The organism is Faunimonas sp. B44, assembly GCF_052655945.1.
The window spans coordinates 119,259-140,856 of record NZ_JBQYEX010000007.1 but is presented as its reverse complement, the minus strand read 5'-3'; the positions used below and the strand labels follow the sequence as shown (position 1 = coordinate 140,856).

At 69.0% G+C, this 21,598-nt stretch carries 25 protein-coding genes; 19 read left to right on the top strand and 6 right to left on the bottom strand.

Features of this window, described 5'->3' with window-relative positions; genetic code table 11:
* Positions 1-33: 33 nt before the first annotated feature.
* The 4 genes from ACUN0C_RS14050 (at position 34) to ACUN0C_RS14035 (ending at position 2,817) form a co-directional block, all read left to right on the top strand.
* Entirely contained in the window at positions 34-864 is an 831-nt protein-coding gene (locus ACUN0C_RS14050) for an aspartyl/asparaginyl beta-hydroxylase domain-containing protein (RefSeq protein WP_445467010.1), read from the top strand.
* Positions 865-1,066: 202 nt separating this feature from the next.
* A complete protein-coding gene (locus ACUN0C_RS14045) occupies positions 1,067-1,279 on the top strand; it encodes a cold-shock protein (RefSeq protein ID WP_445467009.1) in 213 nt (70 codons plus the stop codon).
* A gap of 240 nt (positions 1,280-1,519) precedes the next feature.
* A complete protein-coding gene (locus tag ACUN0C_RS14040) occupies positions 1,520-1,897 on the top strand; it encodes a septal ring lytic transglycosylase RlpA family protein (RefSeq protein WP_445467008.1) in 378 nt (125 codons plus the stop codon).
* Positions 1,898-2,166: 269 nt separating this feature from the next.
* Positions 2,167-2,817: a cold-shock protein gene (locus tag ACUN0C_RS14035; protein WP_445467007.1), complete on the top strand. Its 651-nt coding sequence runs from the start codon at positions 2,167-2,169 to the stop codon at positions 2,815-2,817.
* Between the two features lie 98 nt (positions 2,818-2,915).
* Here ACUN0C_RS14035 and ACUN0C_RS14030 read toward each other — a convergent pair whose 3' ends face one another.
* Positions 2,916-3,146: a hypothetical protein gene (locus ACUN0C_RS14030; protein ID WP_445467006.1), complete on the bottom strand. Its 231-nt coding sequence runs from the start codon at positions 3,144-3,146 to the stop codon at positions 2,916-2,918.
* 57 nt (positions 3,147-3,203) lie between these two features.
* On the bottom strand, positions 3,204-4,406 hold the full coding sequence (locus ACUN0C_RS14025; RefSeq protein ID WP_445467005.1) for a pyridoxal phosphate-dependent aminotransferase: 1,203 nt from the start codon (positions 4,404-4,406) through the stop codon (positions 3,204-3,206).
* Positions 4,407-4,516: 110 nt separating this feature from the next.
* On the opposite strand from ACUN0C_RS14025, the gene ACUN0C_RS14020 reads away from it, so the two are divergent.
* The 5 genes from ACUN0C_RS14020 (at position 4,517) to ACUN0C_RS14000 (ending at position 8,144) form a co-directional block, all read left to right on the top strand.
* Entirely contained in the window at positions 4,517-5,827 is a 1,311-nt protein-coding gene (locus ACUN0C_RS14020; RefSeq protein ID WP_445467004.1) for an NAD(P)H-dependent oxidoreductase, read from the top strand.
* Positions 5,828-5,972: 145 nt separating this feature from the next.
* Positions 5,973-6,263 carry a YggT family protein gene (locus ACUN0C_RS14015; protein WP_445467003.1) on the top strand — a complete coding sequence of 97 codons (291 nt, stop codon included), beginning with the start codon at positions 5,973-5,975 and terminating at the stop codon, positions 6,261-6,263.
* Between the two features lie 3 nt (positions 6,264-6,266).
* Positions 6,267-6,581, top strand: coding sequence for a DUF167 family protein (locus ACUN0C_RS14010; protein WP_445467002.1), 315 nt, complete (start codon positions 6,267-6,269; stop codon positions 6,579-6,581).
* 130 nt (positions 6,582-6,711) lie between these two features.
* Positions 6,712-7,152: a baeRF12 domain-containing protein gene (locus ACUN0C_RS14005; RefSeq protein ID WP_445467001.1), complete on the top strand. Its 441-nt coding sequence runs from the start codon at positions 6,712-6,714 to the stop codon at positions 7,150-7,152.
* 8 nt (positions 7,153-7,160) lie between these two features.
* Positions 7,161-8,144, top strand: a complete 984-nt coding sequence (locus tag ACUN0C_RS14000; protein WP_445467000.1) for a ribose-phosphate diphosphokinase — start codon at positions 7,161-7,163, stop codon at positions 8,142-8,144.
* Here ACUN0C_RS14000 and ACUN0C_RS13995 read toward each other — a convergent pair.
* Positions 8,113-9,168 carry a hypothetical protein gene (locus tag ACUN0C_RS13995; RefSeq protein ID WP_445466999.1) on the bottom strand — a complete coding sequence of 352 codons (1,056 nt, stop codon included), beginning with the start codon at positions 9,166-9,168 and terminating at the stop codon, positions 8,113-8,115. The genes ACUN0C_RS14000 and ACUN0C_RS13995 overlap by 32 nt on opposite strands.
* A gap of 131 nt (positions 9,169-9,299) precedes the next feature.
* On the opposite strand from ACUN0C_RS13995, the gene ACUN0C_RS13990 reads away from it, so the two are divergent.
* A complete protein-coding gene (locus tag ACUN0C_RS13990) occupies positions 9,300-9,437 on the top strand; it encodes a DUF3096 domain-containing protein (protein WP_445466998.1) in 138 nt (45 codons plus the stop codon).
* Positions 9,438-9,440: 3 nt separating this feature from the next.
* On the opposite strand, the gene ACUN0C_RS13985 is transcribed toward ACUN0C_RS13990, so the two are convergent.
* The 3 genes from ACUN0C_RS13985 to phaC form a co-directional block, all read right to left on the bottom strand.
* Complete coding sequence (locus ACUN0C_RS13985) at positions 9,441-10,601, bottom strand: cell wall hydrolase (protein WP_445466997.1); 1,161 nt, start codon at positions 10,599-10,601, stop codon at positions 9,441-9,443.
* A 306-nt stretch (positions 10,602-10,907) separates the two neighbouring features.
* Positions 10,908-12,047 carry a hypothetical protein gene (locus tag ACUN0C_RS13980; RefSeq protein WP_445466996.1) on the bottom strand — a complete coding sequence of 380 codons (1,140 nt, stop codon included), beginning with the start codon at positions 12,045-12,047 and terminating at the stop codon, positions 10,908-10,910.
* A 72-nt stretch (positions 12,048-12,119) separates the two neighbouring features.
* Complete coding sequence (phaC, locus tag ACUN0C_RS13975; protein WP_445466995.1) at positions 12,120-13,940, bottom strand: class I poly(R)-hydroxyalkanoic acid synthase; 1,821 nt, start codon at positions 13,938-13,940, stop codon at positions 12,120-12,122.
* Between the two features lie 126 nt (positions 13,941-14,066).
* Here phaC and ACUN0C_RS13970 point away from each other — a divergent pair, with 126 nt between their 5' ends.
* The 9 genes from ACUN0C_RS13970 to ACUN0C_RS13930 all read left to right on the top strand — a co-directional run bounded on the left by ACUN0C_RS13970 (position 14,067) and on the right by ACUN0C_RS13930 (position 21,499).
* The gene (locus tag ACUN0C_RS13970; RefSeq protein WP_445466994.1) at positions 14,067-14,501 is read left to right on the top strand and encodes a hypothetical protein; all 435 of its coding nucleotides are present in this window, start codon (positions 14,067-14,069) and stop codon (positions 14,499-14,501) included.
* A 73-nt stretch (positions 14,502-14,574) separates the two neighbouring features.
* Positions 14,575-15,795, top strand: coding sequence for an LL-diaminopimelate aminotransferase (locus tag ACUN0C_RS13965; RefSeq protein WP_445466993.1), 1,221 nt, complete (start codon positions 14,575-14,577; stop codon positions 15,793-15,795).
* A gap of 33 nt (positions 15,796-15,828) precedes the next feature.
* Positions 15,829-17,145 (top strand): homoserine dehydrogenase, encoded by a 1,317-nt coding sequence (locus ACUN0C_RS13960; RefSeq protein ID WP_445466992.1) that lies wholly within the window; start codon positions 15,829-15,831, stop codon positions 17,143-17,145.
* Between the two features lie 17 nt (positions 17,146-17,162).
* On the top strand, positions 17,163-18,155 hold the full coding sequence (gene glpX, locus ACUN0C_RS13955) for a class II fructose-bisphosphatase (RefSeq protein ID WP_445466991.1): 993 nt from the start codon (positions 17,163-17,165) through the stop codon (positions 18,153-18,155).
* Positions 18,156-18,595: 440 nt separating this feature from the next.
* Positions 18,596-18,883, top strand: coding sequence for an ArsR/SmtB family transcription factor (locus tag ACUN0C_RS13950; RefSeq protein ID WP_445466990.1), 288 nt, complete (start codon positions 18,596-18,598; stop codon positions 18,881-18,883).
* Complete coding sequence (locus ACUN0C_RS13945; protein WP_445466989.1) at positions 18,880-19,938, top strand: permease; 1,059 nt, start codon at positions 18,880-18,882, stop codon at positions 19,936-19,938. The genes ACUN0C_RS13950 and ACUN0C_RS13945 overlap by 4 nt, the downstream gene beginning before the upstream one ends.
* Positions 19,939-19,950: 12 nt before the next feature.
* The gene (locus ACUN0C_RS13940) at positions 19,951-20,187 is read left to right on the top strand and encodes a thioredoxin family protein (protein WP_445466988.1); all 237 of its coding nucleotides are present in this window, start codon (positions 19,951-19,953) and stop codon (positions 20,185-20,187) included.
* The gene (locus ACUN0C_RS13935) at positions 20,184-21,095 is read left to right on the top strand and encodes an MBL fold metallo-hydrolase (protein ID WP_445466987.1); all 912 of its coding nucleotides are present in this window, start codon (positions 20,184-20,186) and stop codon (positions 21,093-21,095) included. The genes ACUN0C_RS13940 and ACUN0C_RS13935 overlap by 4 nt, the downstream gene beginning before the upstream one ends.
* Positions 21,095-21,499: an OsmC family protein gene (locus tag ACUN0C_RS13930; protein WP_445467046.1), complete on the top strand. Its 405-nt coding sequence runs from the start codon at positions 21,095-21,097 to the stop codon at positions 21,497-21,499. Before ACUN0C_RS13935 ends, ACUN0C_RS13930 begins: the two co-directional genes overlap by 1 nt.
* Positions 21,500-21,598: the final 99 nt, after the last annotated feature.

Below are 21,598 nucleotides of genomic sequence, written 5' to 3'. Positions count from 1 at the left end.
ATGATCCGTACTGCCGGCGCAGGAGCGGGCGAGATGACGTTGCAGGCCGACACGAAGACGAACGACAGCCGGAACGCCCCGGCGCAGACTCGCACCACCTCCGGGCTCGACCAGACGATGGACAACCGCCCGGGGCTCATCAACCGGGCGATGACCCGGCTGGTCGCCTGGGCGGAGGCGCTGAACCTCCGCCATTCCAAGGTCGGCAATCCGCCCGTCTACGACAATGCCGTCTTCCCCTGGGCAGCCGAGATCGAGCGCGAATGGCACCTCATCCGCGAGGAGCTCGACCGCGTCCTGGTGCGCAAGGACGAACTGCCCGGCTTCCACGAAATTGCCGGCGACGTGAAGGCGATCAGCGACGACAGCAACTGGAAGACCTTCCTGTTCTGCGCCTACGGGCTGAAATCCGAGGCGGCCATCCGCCAGTGCCCGGAGACCTGGCGCATCCTGCAGAAGATCCCCGGCCTGAAGACCGGCCTGTTCTCCATCTTCGAGCCCGGCAAGCACCTGCCGCCGCATCGCGGGCCCTATAACGGCGTGCTGCGGTTCCATCTCGGCCTCCTCGTGCCGCCCGAGCCGGACAGGATCGGGATCAGGGTATGCGACGAGATCTGCCATTGGGAGGAAGGCAAGGCGCTGATCTTCGACGACGCCTACGAGCACGAGGCGTGGAACCATTCCGACAAGGTGCGGGTCGTCCTGTTCGTGGACTTTGTGAAGCCGCTCTCCTTCCCGGCCAGCGCGGTGAACTGGGTGCTGCTCAACATGGCGGTGTTCACGCCGTTCATCCGCGAAGGCTACAAGGCGCAGAAGAGCTGGGAGAAGCTGTTCTTCGGGGAAGGGGAGCACGCGCGCAGCTGAACGAGCCGCCGGCTCGCCTTGCCACCAGCGTCCGGGTTCGCATAATGCTGGCCTTGATGCGCCTTCTGTTGGATGGGCGCGATCTCGGATTGCGGTTTGGACTGCCGCCCGCGTTCGGCGCGGGCATGATCGCCTCTCCCGTTCGAGCTTTCCGCGGGCGCAGCCCGCATCGACATCCGACCCGAACAGGAAAGGGATTTCCATGAGCCAGACCGGCACCGTCAAGTTCTTCGACAGCACCCGCGGCTTCGGCTTCATCACGCCGGAAGAGGGCGGCAAGGACGTGTTCGTGCATGTCTCTGCGGTCGAGCGGTCCGGCATTCCGCCGCTGGCGGAAGGGATGCGCGTCCGTTTCGACCTCGAGCAGGATCGCCGCGGGCGGGGTCCCCAGGCGATCAATCTCCAGATCGCCTGACCCGGCGGGAACATTCCGCCGTCTCACAAACGAATGGCGCCGCCGGAGCAGATCCGGCGGCGCAGTTCGTTCAGGTAGGTACATACGTTTACAGGAGCAAAGGCCACAACGCGCCGGGCAAGGGCTCGGTTCCGTGTCGGCCCGGCTTTTTTGCGACAGCGCCCGATTGTCGTCCCTTTTCACCCGCACATGCCGCTGCGCTCCCGTCGAGGAGCTTGGGAAACAGGGGAAGATGGGCGAATGAAACTGGCAAGAGCCCTTGCCGTGGCGGCCGCTGCCGCCGCACTTTTCACGACGACACTCGGCCCGGCGGCCGCCCAATGCGGCGGTGCGTCCTGGTATGCGCTCTACTCGCAGACCGCATCCGGCGAGAAGATGAACCCGGAGGCGCTGACGGCGGCGCATCGCTCGCTGCCCTTCGGGACAAAGGTGACCGTCGAGGACCTGAAGACGGGTCGCGCCGTCACCGTCCGCATCAACGACCGCGGCCCGTTCGTCGGCGGCCGCGTGATCGACGTCAGCCGCGCCGCGGCATCGAAGCTCGGCTTCCGCTCGCGGGGCCTGACCAAGGTCCGGCTCACCGTGGACGGCAAGGAAGTCTCGCCGAAGAGCTGCTGATCCTCCGCACGACCCTCAGCGAGGCGGGGCCGAGGCGGGTCCCGCCCTGAAATCCGCTTGCCGTTGCTTTTCCCCTCAGGCATAAGGGACAAGCGACGGCTTCGGTTGCGGAAGCCGGCGAGGTTCGATGAGGCCCCGAGGATCGCATTTCCCGGCCAGTTGATGAAGCCCTCTCCGAAAGACCGCACGTTTGCCCGCGTCGAGGCCAGCCCCAATGATCCCTGGCGGCCGAACGACTTTTTTGATTCTTCGAGAGGACTGGTTGAGTGATGAACGGACGCAATCGCGGCGGCGACGACGAAGAGTTTTTGGATCCTCCCGGCGGGCGTGACCGGGATCGCGGGCCGCGGCGTGGCGGCCAGCGCGAGGTCGGTGCGGAGCGTGAGTTCGGCGCCGCGGACCTCGGCGGCGGGTTCAGCGCGGGCGGGTATGGCGATCGGCCGCGCGGCGGCGGCGGTGGCGGCGGCTATCGCGGCGGCGGCGACCGCAGCGGTGGTGGCGGCGGCGGCTATCGCAGCGGCGGCGGCGGTGGTTATGGCGGCGGCGGCGATCGCGACGGCGGCGGCGGCGGATATCGCGGCGGCGGCGGTGGCGGCGGCTATCGCGGCGGCGGCGGTGGCGGTGGTTACGGCGGCGGCGGCGGCGGCGGTTTCGGTGGGGGCGGACGCTCCTTCCAGGATCGCGAACCCCGCGAGCGCGGTCCGCGCCAGACCGGTACCCTGAAGTTCTTCAACGCCGATCGCGGCTTCGGCTTCATCACGCCGGACGGCGGCGGCAAGGACGTCTTCGTCCATATCTCCGCAATGGAGCGTTCCGGCCTGCCACAGGTGGCGGAAGGGGCGAAGCTCTCCTTCGAGACCGAGGACGATCGCCGCGGCCGTGGCCCGCAGGCGGTGAACCTTCAGATGGCCGAGGAATAAAGACGGGCCCGTTCGGGTTTCGTGCGAACGGCGGGGCCTTGCCCCGCCGTTTTGCGTTCTGGTGATCGGTTCAGGATCGGCTTGGCGAGGCCGCTTGCTCAGCGCTTCCGTTCGCCGCCCGTGGCCCGTTTCATGGCGTCTTCCGTTTCCGAGCCGGATCCGGGACCGCCGTCGCGCGCGAGTTCGGCGCCGAGCCGCGCATGCTGCGCATCCGGCCGCTGCGCGGCGTCTGCGAGGGCCTGCCGGCGGGTCATCGCCGGCTCTTCCGGCTCGTTCCGGCTCGCGTTGAGCGCCTCGATCTCCTCGGGCGGGGCTTTTCGATCCGTCATTGCGGCCTCCGGCGGGTTCCGGAGGCCAACGCCCGGGCCGAACGCGCCGTTCCGATGTCAGTTCAGCGCGTTGCAGAAGCGCTGGATCCGGGTGCAGGCCTCCTCGAGCACCTCGGTCGACGTGGCGTAGGAGATCCGGAAGTTCGGCCCGAGGCCGAAGGCCGAGCCGTGCACGACCGCGACGCCCTCGGCGTCGAGCAGCTCGGAGACGAAATCCTCGTCCGTCTCGATCGTGCGGCCCGAGGGCGCGCGCTTGCCGATCGTGCCGGCGCAGGACGGGTAGACGTAGAAGGCGCCCTCCGGCAGGGGGCAGTCGATGCCGTTCGCCTGGTTCAGCATCGACACGACGAGGTCGCGCCGCTCCCGGAACGCCTGCTTGCTCGTCTCGACGAAGTCCTGCGGACCGGTCAGGGCTTCGACCGCTGCCCATTGGGCGATCGTGCAGGCGCCCGAGGTCTGCTGGCCCTGGATCATGGTCATGGCCTTGACGAGGATGTCCGGCCCGGCGGCGTAGCCGATCCGCCAGCCCGTCATGGCGTAGGTCTTGGAGACGCCGTTCATGGTCAGCGTCCGGTCCTTGAGGCGCGGTTCGACCTCGGCGATCGTGGCGAACGGCTCGTCGGTGTAGAGCAGGTGCTCGTACATGTCGTCGGTCAGGACCCAGACATCCGGATGCCGGAGCAGCACCTCGCCGATTGCGCGGAGCTGGTCGGCCGAGTAGCCGGCGCCCGACGGGTTGGACGGCGAGTTGAGCAGGAGCCACTTCGTCTTCGGCGTGATTGCCGCCTCGAGGGCTTCGGGGGTGAGCCGGAAGCCCGTCTCGATCGGGCAGTCGACGATGCGCGGCTCGCCGCGGTTCAGCATCACCATTTCCGGATAGCTGACCCAATAGGGCGCCGGGATCAGCACCTCGTCGCCGGGATCGAGGGTGGCGGCGAAGGCGTTGTAGAGGATCTGCTTGCCGCCGGTGCCGACGATGACCTGCTCGGGCTTGTATTCGAGCCTGTTCTCGTTGCGGAACTTGTCGGAGATCGCCTGCCTGAGCGGAACGATGCCGGGGACCGGCGGGTACTTCGTCTCGCCGCGCCTGATCGCCTCGATCGCGGCCTGCTTGATGTTGTCCGGCGTATCGAAGTCGGGCTCGCCGGCGCTGAGGTCCATGACCTTCCGGCCGGTCGCGCGGATGTCCCGCGCCTTCTGCGTCACGGCAAGCGTGGCTGACGGCTTGACCCGCGAGAGGTGGGCGGCAAGAAAGCTCATCGAAAGGCTCCGGAAAGCGCGTTGCGGGTGAGGGGCTGACGGCGGCGTTCCTAGTAGGACCGTCGCTTTTCCGGCGCAAGCGGCTGCGACAAGACGGGCGGGTCGACGGGATGAATCTGCATGGGTTGGCGGTCGAGCGCGCGGCGGCGCAGGGGCCGATCGGTGTCGCCCTGATCGGCGCCGGAAAGTTCGGCTCGATGTTCCTTGCCCAGGTCCCGACGATGCCGGGCGTCCGGATCGTCGCGATCGCGGACCTCAGCCCAGACCGCGCGCGCGGGCGCCTGGTCGAGGTCGGTTGGGACGAGGCGCGGATCGGCGCCGTGCGGCTCACCGACGACGCCGAGGCGGCGATCGCTGCGGCGGGCGTCGAGGTGGTGATCGAGGCAACCGGCGACCCGATCGCCGGCGCCCGGCATGCCTTGGCGGCGATCGCTGCCGGGCGGCATCTGGTGATGGTGAACGTCGAGGCCGACGTGCTGGCCGGCCCGGCGCTGGCCCGGCGCGCAGCCCGCGCCGGCCTCGTCTATTCGCTCGCTTATGGCGACCAGCCCGCTTTGATCGCCGAGCAGGTCGACTGGGCCCGCGCCTGCGGCTTCGTGGTTGCGGCGGCCGGGAAGGGCACGAAATACCTGCCGGAGTACCATTTCTCGACGCCCGACACGGTCTGGAGCCATTACGGGCTCAGCGCCGCCGAAGCGGCCGCGGCGGGCATGAACAGCCAGATGTTCAACTCGTTCCTGGACGGCACCAAGTCGGCGATCGAGATGGCGGCGGTCGCCAACGCCTGCGGTCTCGACGTCCCGACCGGCGGCCTGTCGTTTCCGGCCTGCGGCGTGGACGACCTCGCGCATCTGCTGCGCCCGAAAGAGGTCGGCGGATGCCTCGACCACGACGGCATGGTCGAGGTGGTCTCCTCGCTGGAGCGCGACGGGCGGCCCGTCTTCCGCGACCTGAGGTGGGGCATCTACACGGTCCTGAAGGCGCCGAACGATTATGCGGCGGCGTGTTTCCGGCAGTACGGGCTGAAGACCGACGACAGCGGCCGCTATGCGGCGATGTACAAGCCGTACCATCTGATCGGCCTCGAACTCGGCATCTCGGTCTATTCCGCCGCGCTCCGGGGCGAGGCGACCGGCGCGCCGAAGGGATTCCGGGGCGACGCCGTGGCGGTCGCCAAGCGCAGGCTGAAAGCCGGCGAAAGGCTGGACGGCGAGGGCGGGTTCACGGTCTGGGGGCGGCTCGTGCCGGCCGCCGAGAGCACGGCGTGCAGCGCGCTTCCGATCGGCTTCGCGAAGGACGTCACCCTCAGGCGCGACCTCGCGGAGGGGAGCGTCCTCACCGCCGGCGACGTCGACCTGGCGGTCGAGCGTCCCGTGCTGGAGCTCCGCCAGGAGACGCTCGGCCTGTCAGACCCGAACTGACCCGAACTGACCGGCGTTCCGCATGTCCGACGCAGCGCGGCGGCGGATCGGAGCGGTGCCGGCGATCGGCGCCGGGTCCTTGTAACGGGGTCGGGCGGCGGCTACATCGGCAGCGTGCCGCCCGGAGCGGCGGACGGGATCCACGATGCGCGCACTCCTCGACGTCATCCTGCTGGCGCTGAACCTCTACACCTGGGTGATCATCGCGTCGGCGATCTTCTCCTGGCTCTATGCCTTCAACGTCGTCAATCCGCGCAGCACGTTCGTCAGCACGGTCGGGCGGATCCTCTACCAGCTCACCGAGCCGGCGCTCCGCCCGATCCGGCGCTACGTGCCCACGTTCGGCGGCCTCGACATATCGCCGATCATCCTGATCCTGCTCGTCTTCCTGGTCGAGCGGATCATCATCTACTACCTCTATCCGAACGTCTTCTGAGGCATGGGCGGGCGCCCCTGGCGCGCCACCGCCGGCGGGCTGGTGATCGTCGTCCGGCTGACGCCGAGAGCCGATCGCGACCGGCTCGACGGCGTCGAGATCCTCGCCGACGGCAGGCCCGTCCTGAAGGCGCGCGTGCGGGCCGTGCCCGAGCGGGGTGCTGCGAACGAAAGCCTGGAGCGGCTCCTCGCCGCCAGCCTGGGTCTGCCGAAATCGGCCGTCGCGATCGCCTCCGGCGGCAGCGCCCGTCTCAAGAGCGTCCGTGTCGCAGGCGATCCGGCGACCCTGGAAGCCGCCCTGGAGCGGCTGACCTCCTGACCCGCGATTTTCGCGAAGGACCTTCGTCATTGCGGTGAGTCAAGGCAGCCGCCGCCGCATCCGTCTTCACTCGTCGCCGCAAGTCGCCATGCGCGTACGGCATTCGCGCGGCGTAGAAGGAAGAAGAGCCATGAAGATTGCGAACGAGGCCTGGATCCTGGTTGCCGACGGCCGCAAGGCCATCATCATCAAGAACATCGGCGACGAGCTCTACCCGAACCTCAAGGTCGAGACGGTGCTCGAGGACGAGAATCCGCCGACCCGCGCCCAGGGTGCCGACCGTCCGGGCCGGGTCCACGACAGCGCGACCGAGCGCAGGAGCGCCGTCGGGAACACCGACTGGCACGACGCCGAGGAAGCGCGGTTCCTCGGCACGGTGGTCGCCCGGCTCGAGAAGCTCCAGCGCAAAGGGTCGTTCGACCAGCTCCTCGTCGTGGCGCCGCCCCGCGCGCTCGCGCAGCTTCGGACCGCGATGCCGGACGCCGTGCGGCGCGTGATCGTCGCCGAGATCGACAAGGACTTGACGAAGCATCCCGTCGGGGAGATCGAGAAGGCGCTCGTCGCCCACTGAGGAGAGCCATGCTGCGCCTGTTCGCACTCGCCGGCAGCCGTCCCTTCGGCGAGCGCGTCGCAGCCGCCCTCGGGCTTGCACTTTCCGAACACGAGGAGCGCGCGTTCGAGGACGGCGAACACAAGGCGCGACCGCTGGTCGGGGTGCGCGGGGCGGATTGCTACGTCGTGCTGAGCCTCAACGGCACGGACGGTGCGAGCGCGAACGACAGGCTGTGCCGGCTCCTGTTCTTCCTGGCCACGCTCAAGGAGCACGGGGCGGCCCGCGTGACCGCGGTCGCCCCCTATCTGGCCTACGGCCGCAAGGACCGGCAGACGAAGCCCGGCGATCCGGTGACGACGCGCTATCTGGCGCAGCTTTTCGAGGCGGTCGGCACGGACCGGGTGATGACGCTCGAGGCGCACAACCTCGCGGCCTTCCAGAACGCCTTCCGGTGCGAGACGGTGCATCTCGACGGCCGGGCCCTCTTCGCCGAGCGGGTGCTCGCGGCGAGCGGGGGCGCGCCCCTTGCCGTCGCATCCCCGGATCCCGGCGGCGTGAAGCGCGCCCAGCTCTTCCAGGAGCGGCTGGAGACTCTCGCCGGCCGAAGCGTCGGCGGCGCCTTCATGGAGAAGCGGCGGAGCAGCGGGGCCGTCTCGGGCACGTTGCTGGTCGGCGACGTCGCCGACGCGGACGTGCTGATCGTCGACGACATGATCAGCACCGGCGGCACCATGCTGCGGGCGGCCGAGGCCTGCCTCGCCGCCGGCGCGCGACAGGTCACGGCAGTCGCCGCGCACGGGCTCTTCTCGGAAGGGGCCGCGCAGGCGATCGCCGCGCCGGCATTGGCGCGCGCGCTCGTCACCGACAGCGTGGCGCCCCTGCGCCTCCCCACGGACCTGATTGCCCGGAAGGTCGAAGTCGTCACGGCGGCGCCGCTCTTCGCCGAGGCGATCCGCCGCTGCCATGAAGGCGGCTCGATCAGCGAGCTTCTCGGCGACCTGCCGCGTTGAGGGCGTCCTCCGCGATGCGGAGATAGGCCTCCGCCATCGGCTCCCACTTCTCGGGCGTGCGCGGCTTCGGGTCGAGCAGATGGGCGAGCGCGAGGCGTGCCCGCAGCACCGAGCGGAAGGCGCGGTAGAGCGCAAGCAGGCGGGGCGAAGGCTCGCGCCCGAGCCCCGCCGCGATTTGGGCCCGAAGCACGGAATCGACCCAGGGTGCGCCGAGCCGCTCGCATTCGAGGCCGAGAAAGGCCGTCTCGTCGAACGGATCGACGAGGCGCAGGCCGCGGTTGAACTCCAGGCAGTCGATGATCAGCGGCGGCTCGACCAGGCAGACGTGCTCGGGCCTCAGGTCGCCGTGGCCGTCGACGACATGGCCTTCGACGACACGCCGGGCCAGCACCTCGCGGTCGCTGTCGAGGAGGGCCTCCAGCCGGTCGACGATCGCGATGCGGCGGGCCTGATCCCCGGCGCCGGGGACCCTGCCCAGGACGTCCCGGTTCTCCGCCTGCTCGACCTTCATGATCTGCCACGGCAGGTCGGCATCGATATCGGGGCGTTCGGCAGCCCGGTAGAAGGCAGCCAGGCGCTCGCCCACAGCCTCGACCTGCGCGCGCGTCAGGCGCCCCGATCGCAGCACGGCGTCCAGCATCGCCTCTGCCGGCAGGCGGCGCATGTGGACGAGCCACTCGACGACATGTCCATCGCCACCGACCTGCAGGCCCCCGTCCGGGCTGCGGGTCAGCGGGAGCACGCCGCGGTAGACGTCGCCCGCAAGGCGCCTGTTCAGGCGGACCTCCTCGCGGCAGTTCGCTTCGCGGGCGGCAAGGGTGGAGAAATCCAGGAAGGTGTTGCGGACGGGCTTCTTCAGCTTGAGCACGGTCGGCCCGGCGAGGAACACCCAGGACATATGCGTCTCGCGCGCCTCGACGTCCTTCGTTCCCGCCGGCCATGCGTCGGCGCTTGCGAGGAACCGCACCTTGTCCGCGAGCGGGGTTTCGCTCGTCGCGTCGGGCGTGGCTGTCTGAAGGGTCATTCCGGCACCGGTGCGCCCTTGGGCGGGGAGCCGTACTCTGGCCGGGCGCTGGTGCGGCGGCAATTCAAATCGGGCCGCGGGACTGCTGGAACCACCGGGCTGCCCCGCCGGTTCTGGGACCAGGAGAGCACATGACTTTCGACATCGTGACCGTCCAGCCGCTCATCGCCCTGATCGCCGGCATCCTCATCCTGGTGATGCCGCGGCTCCTGAACTACATCGTGGCGGTCTACCTGATCTTCATCGGCATCTCGGGCCTGCTCGGCTGACGCTCAGCTCCAGCCGCCGCGGTTCGTCCGGTAGAAGATGTGGCGGCCGATCGTGTCGACCTTCTTCATGCTCCGCGCCCAGCGCGGGTTCACGTAATCGGCGTGGTAGTGCGTCGAATCGGCGACCGCGTCGAGCCAGTACTTTCCGTTGGTCACTTCGCGCGCGATGGTGCGCGCCTGCAGCCAGGCGGCCGGCGACCGGATCCGGTCCTTGATGCCGTCGCAGGCGAAGGAGAACTGGCAGCGGCCGCGCCAGTCCTCGTTCTGGTAGACCACGCCGCAGATCGAACCCGGGTAGGCGGGGTTCTTCACGCGGTTGAGGATCACCTGCGCGACGGCGACCTGGCCCGTCGCGGGCTCACCGCGGGCCTCGAAGTAGATGCCGCGCGCCAGGCAGTTCTGCTCCTTGGTGGAATGCACGAGTTCGGGAAGCGGGTTGTCCGCCCAGGCGTGGCGCGCCCGGAAGCGGTTCTTGAGCCAGCCGACCACCGTGTCCGGCTTCTTCTGCGGCTTGACCTGCGTTTCCGGCGCCTCGACCCGGCCCTGCCCGCTCATCAGCGTGTCGAAGGGGACGTCGAGTCCCTGTTCCTGAGGCGCATAGGCGACGAGGTGCGGGGTCGCCCAGGCGCCCGGCGAATAGACCGCGGGCGCGGCTGCCGCCCCGCCGGTCTCGGCGCCGGCGACGAGATGCTCGCCCACCGCCGCGGCCCCGCCTCGGCTGAACGCCGAATAGGCCGCCATCAGCGTCTCCGCGTCGCCCCGGGAGGTTTGTGCGAAGGCGACCTTCGGCAGCGCCTCCTCTTCATAGGAGGAGAAGATGTCCGGGAGGCGCCAGACGGTGCCGGAGGCGGGTATCCGCTCGGCTGCCTGCGGCTCCCGCGTCCGGGTCATCAGCAGGTCGCCCTTGCCGGAGCGGTTGACGGCGGGGCCGGATAGGCCGACGCGCGCCACCCGCTCGAGGCCGGCTCCGGCGGCAGGTGCGAGCGCCGCTTCGGCATTGGCGGCGAAGGGAAAGCTGGCGTCGTGCCGGGATGCCAGCGCGATGGCGGCGAGATAGTTGTCCCAGGATCCGGAATTCGCGACCGAGAGGAACGCGGGCGCCTTGCTCAGATTGGCGGGAGACGCGCCCATTGCCAGGAAGGTGACGCCGAGAAGCCCCGCCACGGGCGCACGCCGCAATCGAAAACGCCGAGAGACATAGGTCATCCTGCGAACGCACCCCACACTGCCGTTCGGCGGACCGACGCGGGCAGTCCCCTGCGTCGCCCCGGCAACAGGACGACAGGAAATCGAATCACGGTTGACAGGGAGTTAACGGGCCGGATTTCGCCGGCCTTCCTCGCTGCCCCACCGCGTCTTCTTTGTTCAATGAGGCGAGAGAATGGCTCTGCGGGAGCCGCCCGATGTGCTCGCAGGCGGCGGGGCCCGGAGCGGCCGCCATCGGCCGATCCGGCAAATGGTTGCGCCCGGCTACTCGGGCGTGTTCGCGCTGACCGTGGCGTTGAGCTTGTCGGGCAGCGTCTGCGGCGCCGAGCCCAGCGTCTGCAGGATCTCCGCACCGGAGACCGGCGCCTCCGGAGCGACCCTGATCGTCAGGGATTGCGGGCTCGCAAGGAACGCACCGATCGCCGTCGCGACCTGGTTCTGGAAGTCCGGATTGTTGATGGCCATCAGCAGGAAGGGCAGGGCGGCCGAAAGCTGCTGCGCGTATTGCTCGGTCGGGACGCCCTGCAGCCTCGCCTGCGAATCCAGGATGCGGCCGGCGAGCGAGTCGTCGACGTAGCGCAGCGTGAGATCATGGACGTCCAGCCGCGTCGCGATGCCGCTCGCATCGACGCCCTCGCCGGTCGGCGCGACCGGCACGTTGCCGACCCGGCCCTCGAAGGAGAGGCGGCCGCCTTCCTCCATCGCGATCTCGAAGTGGCGGACGGTGAGGACGTTGGTCTCCGGATCGAGGCCGCCGTCCCAGCTCATGTTCAGCCTGATCGCGTCATAGCCGAGCGCGTTCGGATCGAATGCCGTTCCGGCGAACATGTCGGCCGGAATGACGATGCCTTCGACGGTTCCGTTCGATTCCTGCGGGGCGTCGTCGACGATCTTCTCGGCATTGATGAGGATCCGCTCGATCGTCACGTCGGCGGGCGCTTCCTTGCCGCGCACCCTGATCCCGAGGGCTTCCGCGGATTCGTAGACGACCCCTTGCGTCAGCGCCTGCTCCTTCAGCCTTTCGGGCGAAAGAACGCGGACATTCGTGAGGATGGCGTTCTCGACCGTGCCGCTGCTGTCGCCGCTGACCGTGCCGTCGGAGAGCGTCACCTGCGGGCTCGTGAACGCCGCATCTTCGGCGTCCTCCGGGGCCCGGATCACGGCCCGCGCGAAGCGGACCGAATTCACGCCCTCCCTGTCGCCGAAGGTCAGGCCCTCGATGACGACGTCGCTTCCCTGTTGCGTCGCCCGCTCGAAATGGGCGGCATTGTCGGTGCCGCTCGCCAGCGCCGTGCCGAGCGCCCGCGCGGCAGCTTCGGGCTCGATCGCGGCCGCGGGGTCGAGCGCCAGCGCGCAAGCGAGAGCGCCAGCCAGCGCACTGGCCGTGATTCGATGAAGCGGCATTGGTGTCTCCAGAATTAGCGTCCGCCTAAATTGGGCACCCGCCGCCTGGCAGGCAAGCGTGCGGAGGGGCGATCAGGCCTGGACCTGGACGTAGGAGCCGGGCGCGTCCTCGATCGGCTTCAGCTTCCCGCCGCCGGGCCGGCGCTTGCGGACACGCCTGTCGTCGAGGCTTTCGGTCCAGGCGTGCCAGTCGGGCCACCACGAGCCGGGATGCTCCTCCGCCTTCGCGAGCCAGTCCTCGAACGCGCCCTCGGGCGGGCCGTCCGCCCAGTACTGGTACTTCTTGCGGTCGGGCGGGTTCACCACGCCGGCGATGTGGCCCGACCCGGCGAGAACGAACCGGACCGGACCGCCGAACGCCTGGGAGCCGAGAAACACCGAGCGCGCCGGGGCGATGTGGTCCTCGCGCGCGGCGAGATTGTAGATCGGGACGGTGACGCGCGAGAGATTGAGCCGCACGCCCATCACCTCCATCTCGCCGCGGGAGAGCTTGTTCTCCAGATAGCAGTTGCGGAGATAGAAGGAGTGGTTCGCGGCCGGCATCCGCGTCGCGTCGGCGTTCCAGTAGAGGAGGTCGAAGGGGAACGGCTCCTGCCCCTTGAGGTAGTTGTTGACGACGTAGGGCCAGATCAAATCGTTGGAGCGCAGCAGGTTGAAGGCGGTGGCCATCTTGCCGCCTTCCAGATAGCCGGACTTCTTCATGCGCGCCTCGACGGCGGCGATCCGGTCGGGATCGGCGAAGACCTTCAGGTCGCCGGCATGCTGGAAGTCGACCTGGGTGGTGAAGAAGGTGGCGCTCGCGATCCGCTCCTCGCCGATGGCGGCCGCATAGGCGAGGCTGACCGCCAGCAGCGTTCCGCCGACGCAATATCCGATCGCGTTGACCGCGCGCTCGCCGGTCGCCTTCTCGATGACGTCGAGCGCGTGGAAGATGCCCTCGTCCATGTAGTGGTCGAAGCTCTTCGCCGCATGGCGTTCGTCGGGGTTGACCCACGAGATCACGAACACGGTGTGCCCCTGCTCGACCGCCCAGCGGATGAACGACTTCTCCGGGTTGAGATCGAGAACGTAGAACTTGTTGATCCAGGGCGGCACGATCAGGAGCGGCCGCTTCAGGACTTTCTCGGTGCTCGCCTGGTACTGGATGATCTGACAGACGTCGTTCTGGTCGATCACCTTTCCGGGCGTGACCGCGATATTGTGGCCGATCCTGAACTTGGTGTGATCGGACTGTCTGATCTTGAGGCTGCCCTTGCCCGCCTCGATGTCGTCGGCGAGCATCTTCATGCCTCGGGCGAGGTTCTCGGCGTTGGAGACGGCGGTCTCCTTGAGGACTTCGGGGTTGGTGAGGGCGAAGTTGGTCGGCGACAGGGCGTTGTTGATCTGGTCGATGTAGAAGCGCGCCTTGTGGCGCGTCGCCTCGTCGACCCCATCGGCGCGCTCGACGAGTTCCTCCATCCAGCGCGACGTGGCGAGATAGACCTGCTTCAGGGCGTCGAACATCGGGTTCTCGGACCATTCGGGATCCTTGAACCGCTTGTCGCCGGCCTTCGGCTCGATGACGTGCTCGGGCGTCTCTCCCGTCGCCCGCCTGAGCGCGCCGGTCCATATCGACAGATAGTTTCCCCACAGGCGCGTCTGCGCCTCGATCATCCGGGCCGGATCCGACGCCCAGTACTCGCCGATCTTGCCGACGGTCCTGAGGACGTCCTCCGAATGCTCGGCGATCGCCTCGGCCGGGCTCTCGCCCGAATCGCGCGGCTTGAGATAGGCGGCGAGCGCGCGCCCGCCTTCCTCCAGCGCCCTGGCTAGGTTGCGGGCGAACGCCTCGGGGTCTCCGGCCAGATAGGTCGGGGCGACGGGCGCCTTGGCGTCGTCCGTTTTGCCGCTCATCTGCGTCTTCCCCTGCGCGGTCGTGCTGCGGTTAAGGATGGCAAGCTTGCCGCGCCTTCATGATATAGGATCGCGACGTGCAAGAAACAGGCCCGGCCGGCGGCCGGCACCGGCAATTGTGGCGGAATGACAAGCTCATCACCATCGAACCTTGGTCGGATCGCGGCGCTCGCCTTGTTGCCCGCCATAGGCCTCGCCGGGTGCCTCGGCCCGGACCTCAACGCGGCCGGAGAGCCGGATCCGAGGGCCCTGCAGAACCCGGCGCGCGCCGCCGCGATCGAGGACATCCGCCAGCGGGCCGCGACCGCCAGCGCTGCGGAGCAGGGCTATCCGTTCGTCTTCGACAGCCCTGCCACGCCGGCCGGGCCGGTCAAGTCGGCGCGCGAGGTGAAGGAGGCCGAGCAGGGGCTGCTCGCGGCCGGCCAGAGCAGCGCGGCCTCGGTCGGTGCCGCCGAAGTGGCGGCGATGCAGGACAGCGCGCTCCGGCTGCGGCGGCTCGGCGCCGGCCATGTCGCCGAAACCCAGCGGGCGATCGAGGCCGAGAGTGCCGCGGCACAGTGATCGCCGCAGCCATTTTGCTTGCGTACCGTTCTAGTTGGCGCGAGAAGCGCGCTCTTCGCTCCGGATGGTGGTCATGGACGAGTTTCACAAGATCAGGCGGCTCCCGCCCTACGTGTTCGAAGAGGTCAACCGGCTGAAGGCCGGGGCGCGCGCCCAGGGCGCCGACATCATCGACCTCGGCATGGGAAACCCGGATCTCCCCACGCCCCAGCACATCCTGGACAAGCTGGTCGAGACGGTCGCCAAGCCGCGCACCAATCGCTACTCCGCCTCGCGCGGCATTCCGGGGCTGAGGCGGGCGCAGGCCGCGTATTACGCGCGCCGCTTTGGCGTGAAGCTCGACCCGGACCGCCAGGTGGTGGCGACGCTCGGGTCCAAGGAGGGCTTCGCCAACATGGCGCAGGCGATCACGGCGCCGGGCGACGTGGTCCTGGTGCCGAACCCGAGCTACCCGATCCATGCCTTCGGGTTCCTGATGGTCGGCGGGGCGATCCGCCACGTGCCGGCCGAGCCCGGGCCGGAATTCTTCCACGCGCTCGAGCGGGCCGTCCATCATTCGATCCCGAAGCCGATCGCCGTGATCCTCTGCTATCCCGCCAATCCGACGGCCTACGTGGCCGATCTCGACTTCTACCGGGACGTGGTGGCCTTCGCCCGCAAGAACGGCGTCTTCGTCCTTTCCGATCTGGCCTATTCGGAGGTCTATTTCGACGATGCGAGCCCGCCGCCCTCGGTCCTGCAGGTGCCGGGTGCGATGGACGTGGCGGTCGAGTTCACCTCGATGTCGAAGACCTTCTCGATGGCGGGGCTGAGGATGGGCTTCGCGGTCGGCAACGAGCGGCTCATCGCCGCGCTGTCGCGGGTGAAGTCCTACCTCGATTACGGCGCCTACACGCCGATCCAGGTGGCCGCGTCGGCCGCCCTCAACGGGCCGCAGGACTGCATCGCGGAGATGCGGGCGACCTACAAGCGCCGCCGCGACTGCATGGTGGAATCCTTCGGGCGTGCCGGATGGCCGGTGCCGCCGCCGCAGGCGAGCATGTTCGCCTGGGCGCCGATACCGGAGCGCTTCCGCGATCTCGGCAGCCTGGAGTTCTCGAAGCTCCTGATCGAGAAGGCCGACGTTGCCGTCGCCCCCGGCATCGGCTTCGGCGAGCACGGCGACGGCTACGTCCGCATCGCGCTGGTGGAGAACGAGCAGCGGATCCGCCAGGCCGCCCGCAACATCGCCCGTTTCCTTGCCAGTGCCGACGAAACGTTGCACAACGTCGTCCCGATCAGCGCCACCCGCTGATCGAGATTTTTCGTCGCACAGGATCGGAGCGTGATGCAGGAACCGCTGCGCGTCGGCATTGCGGGACTGGGGACCGTCGGCGCGTCGGTCGTGCGCATGTTGCGCGACAATGCCGACGCCATTGCCATCCGGACCGGGCGTCCGGTGGAAGTGGTCGCGGTCAGCGCGCGCGATCCGCGGCGGGAACGCGGCATCCGCATGGACGGCCTGGAATGGTTCGACGACCCGGTCGCGCTCGCGCGATCGAACGCGATCGACCTCTTCGTCGAGCTGATCGGGGGGGAGGACGGCGTGGCGCGCGAGAGCGTGAGCACGGCGCTCGCCTCGGGGCGCAGCGTGGTCACCGCCAACAAGGCGCTCTTGGCGGCGCACGGGCTCGAGCTTGCGCGGCTGGCGGAGTCCCGCGGCGGCGCGCTCTCGTTCGAGGCCGCTGTCGCCGGCGGCATTCCCGTCATCAAGACGCTGAGGGAAGCGCTCGCGGGCAACCAGATCCACCGGCTCTACGGGATCCTGAACGGGACCTGCAACTACATCCTGACCCGGATGGAGACGGAGGGCCTGACCTTCGCCGCCTGCCTGAAGGATGCCCAGGAGCTCGGCTACGCCGAGGCCGACCCGACCTTCGACGTCGAGGGCTGGGACACGGCGCACAAGCTCGCCATCCTCACCAGCGTCGCCTTCGGCACCGAGATCGACAAGAACGCGATCTTCGTGGAAGGCATCTCGACGATCGAGCCGGAGGACCTCGCAGCCGCCGACGAGCTCGGCTACCGGATCAAGCTGCTCGGCATCGCGCAGCGCACCGACACCGGCATCGAGCAGCGCGTGCATCCTGCTATGGTGCCGAAGGATTCCGACATTGCCCGCATTTCGGGCGTGACCAATGCGGTGGCGGTGGAGGGGGATTTCGTGGGCTGCGTGGTGCTGTCGGGCCCGGGCGCCGGCGGACACGCCACCGCATCCGCCGTCGTCGCCGACATCGTGGACCTGGCGCGCGGCAACAGCGTGCCGCCGCTCGGCCGCCCGACCTCTGCGCTGGAGCCCTATGTGCGGGCGCAGATGCGAACCCACGAAGGCGGCTACTACCTCAGACTGCGCGTGCCGGACCGGCCGGGCGCCTTTGCGGCGATCGCCCAGCGCATGGCCGACGAGGACATCTCGCTCGATTCGATCGTGCAGCGGAACCGGCCGCCGAGTGCGGCACCGCGCCACCTTTGCGACCAGGCCCAGCCCGTGACCATCATCACGCACGAGACGACTGAGCGCGCGGTGCGCACCGCGCTCGGGCAGATCGAGGCCGACGGCGTCGTGGTCGGCCGCGCCCAGCTCATCCGCATCGAGAACCTCTAATCCGTCTGGAGACAAGCATGCCCGTCGCCGATCCGGCCGAAATGGACCGCATCCTGACCTTGGAGCTCGTCCGCGTCACCGAGCGGGCCGCCGTGGCGGCGGCGCTGGTGCGCGGGCGCGGCGACGAGAAGCTCGCCGACCAGGCGGCGGTCGACGCGATGCGCACCGAGCTCAACCGCCTCAGCATCAGGGGCCGGGTCGTGATCGGCGAGGGCGAGCGCGACGAGGCGCCGATGCTCTATATCGGCGAGGAGGTCGGCACGGGCGACGGGCCGGAGGTGGACATCGCGCTCGACCCGCTCGAGGGCACGACGATCTGCGCCAAGAACCTGCCGAACTCGCTGGCGGTGATCGCGATCACGCATCGCGGCGGGCTGCTCAACGCACCCGACGTCTACATGGACAAGATCGCGATCGGCCCCGGCTATCCGGACGGCCTCGTCGATCTCGACATGCCGCCGGCCGAGGCCATCCGCCGCGTCGCCAAGGAGAAGGGCGTCCGCCCGCGCGACATCTCGGCCTGCATCCTCGACCGGCCGCGCCATGCCAAGCTGATCGACGCGGTGCGCGAGACGGGCGCCTCGATCCGGCTCATTGGCGACGGCGACGTGGCGGGCATCATTCACACGACCGCCGCGGACGACACGGGCATCGACATCTATCTCGGCACCGGCGGCGCGCCGGAGGGCGTGCTCGCCGCGGCGGCACTTCGCTGCATCGGCGGCCAGATGTGCGGGCGGCTCATCATCGACAGCGACGAGAAGCGCGCGCGCGCCGAGCGGATGGGCATTTCCGACCCGAGCCGCGTCTACCGGACGGAGGACATGGCGTCGGGGGACGTGCTCTTCGCGGCGACCGGCGTGACCGACGGCAACCTCCTTCAGGGCGTCAGCTTCGATCACGGGATCGCCACGACCCACACGATCGTGACGCGCTCGCACACCGGCACGCAGCGCTGGGTCCTGGCCAAGCACAGGCTCGCCGGCGGCAAGTTCGGCTTCATCGACTAGCCGTCTGATCCTGGGCTTCGAGGGAGCATCCTCGTCCGGGTCACGGCGGCGGCCTTGCTGCCGTCCTGCGCCACGACGCCTCGGCGTTTCAGGCTGACTGCCGAGCCAGCAATGCAGGTCCGGCGGACCGGCGGCCGTTCCGGGTCGCCTGACGCCTCCGGTTTCCAGCCCGCGTTCGGTGTGGCGATGCCGAGCGACCATGTCGCCCCGCGCGAGCAAGGTGCGGGCTTGCGGTTCATCGTCTCGACGTCGCTCCGAGGCGAAGGATCGGGCGGATGCCGACGGTCGATGCCCCGCCCGGCCGCACGGCCAATCGCGCGACAGGCGATCAAGGCCCTCTCCAGGGTTCTGCGCAGTCGGCGCACGCGAACGCCCGAAGCTCGCGATCCGTTTGACATGGATCAAAGCGCATATGCGTCGGCGCGCATAAACACGTCTGCATGCAGGCGATCCTGACGGCCATTCTCGATCCGACCCGCCGCGCCGCCCTCGCGATTCTTTGGCGCGGGGGCGAGCACTGCGTCTGCGAACTGATGGCTCGCCTCGATGCGACCCAGAGTCGGATGTCGCGGCACATGAAGGTGATGCGCGACGCGGGTCTCGTGCTCGACAGGCGCGACGCGCAATGGGTGCGCTATCGCCGCAACCCGCACCTTGCGCCGGAACTCGCGGCGGTGATCGACGCAGTGCTCGCCGCGGAAGACAGATCGGAAAGGAAGGTCGCATGACCGTCGAAGCGCATGCCACGGCCCCAGATCGCGGGGCGCCCGACTGGCTTTGGTACGTCGGCGTGCCGGCTGCGGGCGTGATCCTGTATCTCGTCTACGGCCAGCTGATCCCGATCTCGGAATGGGTGACGTCGCTGTTCCCGGTGGCGCGCGACAGCCATACCGGCGAGGCCATCGCCTTCTTCGTCTATGACGTGCCCAAGGTGCTTCTGCTGCTGACCGGCATCGTCTTCGTCACGGGCGTGCTGCGCAGCTGGTTCAGCCCGGAAAAGACCCGCGCGATCCTCGCGGGCAAGCGCGAGATCTGGGGCTACCCGCTGGCCGCCCTGCTGGGCGTGCTGACGCCGTTCTGTTCCTGCTCGTCGGTGCCGCTCTTCATCGGGTTCGTCTCGGCGGGGATTCCGCTCGGCGTGACCTTCTCGTTCCTGATCGCGGGGCCGATGGTCGGGCCGGTGGGGCTCGGGCTGCTCTACGGTCTCGTCGGCTGGCAGGTCGCGACCATCTACCTCGTCTACGGCTTCACCATCGCCACCGTCGCGGGGTTCGTCCTGGGCCGGATGAGGCTGGAGCGGTATCTGCAGGACTGGGTGCGCGAGCTGAACGCAGGGCCCGTCGGAGACCTGCCGGAGGAGCGGCTGACGCTGGTGGACCGGCTGAAGGTCGGCCTCGAGCAGGTCCGCGAGATCGTCGGCAAGGTCTGGGTGTGGGTGCTGGCCGGCATCGGCATCGGCGCGGCGATCCTCGGCTACGTGCCGGAAGAGACGATGCTGCGGATCATGGGCGGCGAGGCCTGGTGGTCGGTGCCTGCCGCCGTGGTCGTGGGCGTGCCGATGTACACGAACGCGGCCGGCGTCATCCCGATCGTCGAGGCGCTTCTGGGCAAGGGCGCTGCGCTCGGCACGACGCTCGCCTTCATGATGTCGGTCATCGCGCTCTCGCTGCCGGAGATGATCATCCTCAAGCAGGTGCTGACCCTGCGGCTGATCGCGATCTTCGTCGCCGTCGTCGCGGCGGGCATCCTCGCCACCGGCGTTCTGTTCAACTTCCTCCTCTGAAAGGACACCCGAATGAAAACCGTCAAGGTCTACGGCCCCGGCTGCAAGCGCTGCGAGGCGACGGAAGCCATGATCAAGGATGCCGCGTCGCGGCTCGGCGTGGAGGTCGCGGTGGAAAAGGTCACGGACGCCAAGTCCATCGCCATGGCAGGGGTCATGTCCACGCCCGGCATCTCGGTCGACGGCAAGCTCGTCCATGCCGGCGGCCTGCCGGACACGGCGAAGCTCGAAAGCTGGCTCGGCGCATGATCCGCGCCCTGATCGCTGCCGTCGCTCTTGCGGCGCCGACCGTCGCCGCCGCACAGAGCCTCGACGTCCGGCCCGTGACCGACGGCGTCTGGGCCATCGTCGGCGAGAAGGAGCAGCGCAGCCCGGAAAACCTCGCCAACAACGCGACCTTCGGCCTCGTCGTGACCGGGGCCGGCGCGGTGCTGATCGATCCGGGCGGATCGTGGCGGGGGGCCGAGGCGTTGCACGAAGCGATACGAACCGTAACCGACCGGCCCGTGACCCATGTCGTCAACACCGGCGGGCAGGACCACCGCTGGCTGGGCAACGGCTATTGGCAGGCGCAGGGCGCGACGGTGATCGCGAGCGCCGCAGCGGTGGAAGACCAGCAGGCCCGCGCCTCGATGCAGTTGACGGGTCTGGCGCAGCTGATCGGCGACGCGCTCGAGGGGACCGCACCCGCCTATGCAGACGTGACCTTCTCCGACACCTACGCCTTCGAGGTCGGCGGCTTGAGTTTCGAGATCGTGCATCCCGGCCCTGCGCACACGCCCGGCGACAGCTTCGTCTGGGTGCCGGAGCGCGACACCGTGTTCACCGGCGACATCGTCTACGTCGAACGCATCCTCGGGGTCGGCGACCAGAGCTCGATCGCCGGATGGCCCGCGGCCTTCGAGGCGGTCGAAGCGACCGGTGCGGCGCATGTCGTGCCGGGTCATGGCGGCCCGACCACGATGGAGCGGGCGCGCGCCGACACCTACGAATACCTGATGAACCTGCGCGCGCAGATCGGCGCCCTGATCGAGGAGGGGGGCGACATCATGGCCGCGCCGCAGGTGGACCAGTCCGCCTTCGCCGGGCTCGAGCAGTTCGACAGCCTCGCGGGGCGCAACGCCCAAACCGCCTTCCAGCAGATGGAATGGGAATGATGCTCGAATACCGCGTCACCGCGCGCCGGATCGACGGCCACGGCTCGGAGGCCGAGGCAAAGGCAGCGCACATCGTGCTCGACACCGGCATGGCGGGCCGGGACGATGCGTTCAACCCTGCCGAGATGCTGCTGGCGAGCCTGGCCGCATGCCTTCTGAAGGGGGCCGAGCGGGTAACGCCGATGCTCGGCTTCGATCTGCGCGGCATCGAGGTCAGCCTGCACGGCATCCGGCAGGACAGCCCGCCGAAGATGGTCCGCATCGCGTACGATATCGTGGTCGATACGGACGAGACCGACCAGCGGCTCGACCTGCTGCATCGCAACCTGCGCAAGTACGGCACGATTTCCAACACGCTGGCCGAGGCGACAGAACTGGTCGGGACGATCCGGCGGAAGGGCTGAGCCAGTGCCCGTGACCATGCCGATGCCCTTGATCGCACCGCATTGATCCGGGCCGGGCTGCCCGCGGGGCAGCAGTCGGACTCCTGACCGGCTCGCTCG

Bases quoted from the DNA above. Each gene is read 5' to 3' on its own strand.
- ACUN0C_RS14050 (WP_445467010.1), top strand. From the start codon at position 34: ATGACGTTGCAGGCCGACACGAAGACGAACGACAGCCGGAACGCCCCG.
- ACUN0C_RS14045 (WP_445467009.1), top strand. From the start codon at position 1,067: ATGAGCCAGACCGGCACCGTCAAGTTCTTCGACAGCACCCGCGGCTTC.
- ACUN0C_RS14040 (WP_445467008.1), top strand. From the start codon at position 1,520: ATGAAACTGGCAAGAGCCCTTGCCGTGGCGGCCGCTGCCGCCGCACTT.
- ACUN0C_RS14035 (WP_445467007.1), top strand. From the start codon at position 2,167: ATGAACGGACGCAATCGCGGCGGCGACGACGAAGAGTTTTTGGATCCT.
- ACUN0C_RS14030 (WP_445467006.1), bottom strand. From the start codon at position 3,146: ATGACGGATCGAAAAGCCCCGCCCGAGGAGATCGAGGCGCTCAACGCG.
- ACUN0C_RS14025 (WP_445467005.1), bottom strand. From the start codon at position 4,406: ATGAGCTTTCTTGCCGCCCACCTCTCGCGGGTCAAGCCGTCAGCCACG.
- ACUN0C_RS14020 (WP_445467004.1), top strand. From the start codon at position 4,517: ATGAATCTGCATGGGTTGGCGGTCGAGCGCGCGGCGGCGCAGGGGCCG.
- ACUN0C_RS14015 (WP_445467003.1), top strand. From the start codon at position 5,973: ATGCGCGCACTCCTCGACGTCATCCTGCTGGCGCTGAACCTCTACACC.
- ACUN0C_RS14010 (WP_445467002.1), top strand. From the start codon at position 6,267: ATGGGCGGGCGCCCCTGGCGCGCCACCGCCGGCGGGCTGGTGATCGTC.
- ACUN0C_RS14005 (WP_445467001.1), top strand. From the start codon at position 6,712: ATGAAGATTGCGAACGAGGCCTGGATCCTGGTTGCCGACGGCCGCAAG.
- ACUN0C_RS14000 (WP_445467000.1), top strand. From the start codon at position 7,161: ATGCTGCGCCTGTTCGCACTCGCCGGCAGCCGTCCCTTCGGCGAGCGC.
- ACUN0C_RS13995 (WP_445466999.1), bottom strand. From the start codon at position 9,168: ATGACCCTTCAGACAGCCACGCCCGACGCGACGAGCGAAACCCCGCTC.
- ACUN0C_RS13990 (WP_445466998.1), top strand. From the start codon at position 9,300: ATGACTTTCGACATCGTGACCGTCCAGCCGCTCATCGCCCTGATCGCC.
- ACUN0C_RS13980 (WP_445466996.1), bottom strand. From the start codon at position 12,047: ATGCCGCTTCATCGAATCACGGCCAGTGCGCTGGCTGGCGCTCTCGCT.
- phaC (WP_445466995.1), bottom strand. From the start codon at position 13,940: ATGAGCGGCAAAACGGACGACGCCAAGGCGCCCGTCGCCCCGACCTAT.
- ACUN0C_RS13970 (WP_445466994.1), top strand. From the start codon at position 14,067: ATGACAAGCTCATCACCATCGAACCTTGGTCGGATCGCGGCGCTCGCC.
- ACUN0C_RS13965 (WP_445466993.1), top strand. From the start codon at position 14,575: ATGGACGAGTTTCACAAGATCAGGCGGCTCCCGCCCTACGTGTTCGAA.
- ACUN0C_RS13960 (WP_445466992.1), top strand. From the start codon at position 15,829: ATGCAGGAACCGCTGCGCGTCGGCATTGCGGGACTGGGGACCGTCGGC.
- glpX (WP_445466991.1), top strand. From the start codon at position 17,163: ATGCCCGTCGCCGATCCGGCCGAAATGGACCGCATCCTGACCTTGGAG.
- ACUN0C_RS13950 (WP_445466990.1), top strand. From the start codon at position 18,596: ATGCAGGCGATCCTGACGGCCATTCTCGATCCGACCCGCCGCGCCGCC.
- ACUN0C_RS13945 (WP_445466989.1), top strand. From the start codon at position 18,880: ATGACCGTCGAAGCGCATGCCACGGCCCCAGATCGCGGGGCGCCCGAC.
- ACUN0C_RS13940 (WP_445466988.1), top strand. From the start codon at position 19,951: ATGAAAACCGTCAAGGTCTACGGCCCCGGCTGCAAGCGCTGCGAGGCG.
- ACUN0C_RS13935 (WP_445466987.1), top strand. From the start codon at position 20,184: ATGATCCGCGCCCTGATCGCTGCCGTCGCTCTTGCGGCGCCGACCGTC.
- ACUN0C_RS13930 (WP_445467046.1), top strand. From the start codon at position 21,095: ATGCTCGAATACCGCGTCACCGCGCGCCGGATCGACGGCCACGGCTCG.